The organism is Frankia sp. CeRuru1, from assembly GCF_977966315.1.
Genome location: NZ_CDWWEW010000460.1, coordinates 1 through 2108, shown reverse-complemented (window position 1 = coordinate 2108; position 2108 = coordinate 1). Strand labels below are relative to the sequence as shown.

The following is a 2108-nucleotide window of genomic DNA, read 5'->3' as shown; positions in this document are numbered from 1 at the left end:
GAACTGCCGGATGCCGTGCTCCGCCGCCAGGACGCGGGCCATCCTGACCATGAAGTTCCGGTTGGCCCGCATGGACGTGGGCAGGTTGGGCATACTCCTGGTGAACTCCGCGGCCGCCGCCCGGTCTGCCGGGAAGTTTTCCTTGCCGCCGAGTATGTAGTCGTAGACCCGCGCCGAGTGCGGAACGTCGATCTTCAGGTCGACGTTCCGCGGCGCCCAGTCCGGCACCACCGAGCCGTAGGTCCACCCGGCGTCGTCACCTCCAGCCACGACTCCCCTATCTCTGACAGCGCCCATACACAGACACACTGATTATTCCTCCCAGACTCTCCCATGACCCCGTAATGGCGGCATCGGATGGGGTCGAGGAGTGACGTCCTCGGGGAGTGATGCGTCCTGGGATGCGGGGCATGCCTGGAGTGGAGTCCACGGACGTGCTGTACGAAGAGCGACGATCTAGCGACTCGCCGGACTCGCCCGAGCGAATTTTGGGGACCCGAGCACGGTTTGCAGCCCCTGGACCGTTCCTTGCTCCCCAGAATTCGGCCGCCCCCGGGTTCCGGGGGCGGCTACCGGATGGAGATCATCGTCTCGTGAGCACCGAGCTGATCGATCTGTCGGTACCTATCGTGACCGGCATGCCCGTCTACCCGGGGGATCCCGAGGTCGACGTGTCACCGGCACTGACCGCGGCCGAGTCCGGCGTCAACGTGCAGCGCCTGCACCTGGGATCACAGACGGGCACGCATGTCGACGCCCCCTTCCACACCGACGACTCGCTGCCCAGGCTCGACGAGGTTCCGCTACAACGTTTCACCGGACCCGCGGTTCTGCTGGATGCACGGGGCTACGGCCCACAGACGGCGATCGGCCCGGAGGTGCTGTCGGGCCCATTTACCCGCCCGTTTCCCCACGATGTCGTCGTCCTCATCGTCACAGGATGGTCCGTCCACTGGGGCCGCGACGGGTACCTACGACATCCCTATCTCGCGCCGGACACCGCGCGGGCCCTCGTCGACGCGGGTGTCCGGACGGTCGGTATCGATGCGCTCAGCGTTGATCGGACACCCGGACCGGGGCAGGATGTCAGTCTCGCGGCCCACCGGATTCTGGGTGGGGCCGGTGCCGTCATCGTAGAGAACCTGACCAGTCTCGATCGACTTCTCACCGCCCGGGCGAACGGGCGGCCCATCCACATCGCCCTGTTCCCGATTCCGCTCGCCGGAGCCGACGGTGCCCCGGTCCGGGCAGTCGCAAGCGTCGGCCCCGCGGATCAGCTCCCCACCGCGTGCCGTCGCAGCAGCGGGTCGAGTTCGCCGGACGTGTCCCCCACGACGTTCCCGCCCGCCGGTGACGCATCGGCCGTCGGCCCGGCCGGCGTCGCCGTACCCGAGGGCATGATCCCGGCGGGAGCCACCAGCCCACCGTGCGTCCCCGGGGGATTGACCTGCACCCGGCCGGGGCGTGAGGTGGTCGAGCGCGTGCCCACGCGGGGCGCGGGCCGGATGGCCGGCCGGGCCGAGGCCACGTCCCCACCGTCAACGCCGGCAACGCCGGCAACGCCGGCAACGCCGGCAACGCCGGTCTCGCCGTAGCCCGTCTCGGGGTACCCGGCGAACCGGGCGAGATCGTCCCCTTCCGCGTCCTCGTCCAGCCCCGGCTGGCCGGCCACCAGAGCGCCGAGGTCGATCGTCTCGGCGCCGGCGATCGCGAGCTCCTCGTCGGTGAGCTCCTCCACCGGCTGCTGACCAGCCCGCTCCGCCAGGGGGTCCGGTCCCGGCTGGCGCTGCCGGTAGGCGAAGGAGGACCCGATCGGGGGCCGCCGACGCCGGGCGGCCCGCTCGGCCTCGATCCGCCGGTCTACCGCCGCACGCGCGGCGGCCAGCCGCCGCGCGGTCTGCGCCGACCGGCGAAGATGAACGAGGTACGCGCCGAGTACGGCATCGACGAGGAACTGCCCGGCGATCCACAGCCCGCCGAGGACGGCGGCCAGCACGATGCTCACCGGAAGCAGGACGAGCAGGACGAGCAGGCGCTGCCGACGCACCCGCATCAGGGCGGCACGCTCGGCGTCCGCCCGGCGCTCGGGACCGCGCGGAGGAACATCC

General features: G+C 70.8%; 3 protein-coding genes and 1 pseudogene. 1 reads left to right on the top strand and 3 read right to left on the bottom strand.

Annotation, left to right across the window (positions count from 1 at the left end; all coding sequences use genetic code 11):
* Positions 1-270 (bottom strand): SAM-dependent methyltransferase (locus tag AC08OP_RS22630; protein ID WP_476616014.1); only part of this gene is annotated, 270 nt, incomplete at its 3' end.
* Positions 271-389: 119 nt separating this feature from the next.
* Here AC08OP_RS22630 and AC08OP_RS22625 point away from each other — a divergent pair.
* A pseudogene (locus tag AC08OP_RS22625) lies at positions 390-1004 on the top strand (cyclase family protein); the annotation flags it as partial.
* Here AC08OP_RS22625 and AC08OP_RS22620 read toward each other — a convergent pair.
* On the bottom strand, positions 972-1196 hold the full coding sequence (locus AC08OP_RS22620; protein ID WP_476616017.1) for a hypothetical protein: 225 nt from the start codon (positions 1194-1196) through the stop codon (positions 972-974). The pseudogene AC08OP_RS22625 and the gene AC08OP_RS22620 sit on opposite strands and share 33 nt — an antisense overlap.
* A gap of 77 nt (positions 1197-1273) precedes the next feature.
* The coding region (locus AC08OP_RS22615; RefSeq protein WP_476616016.1) for a hypothetical protein at positions 1274-2108 on the bottom strand (835 nt) is incomplete at its 5' end.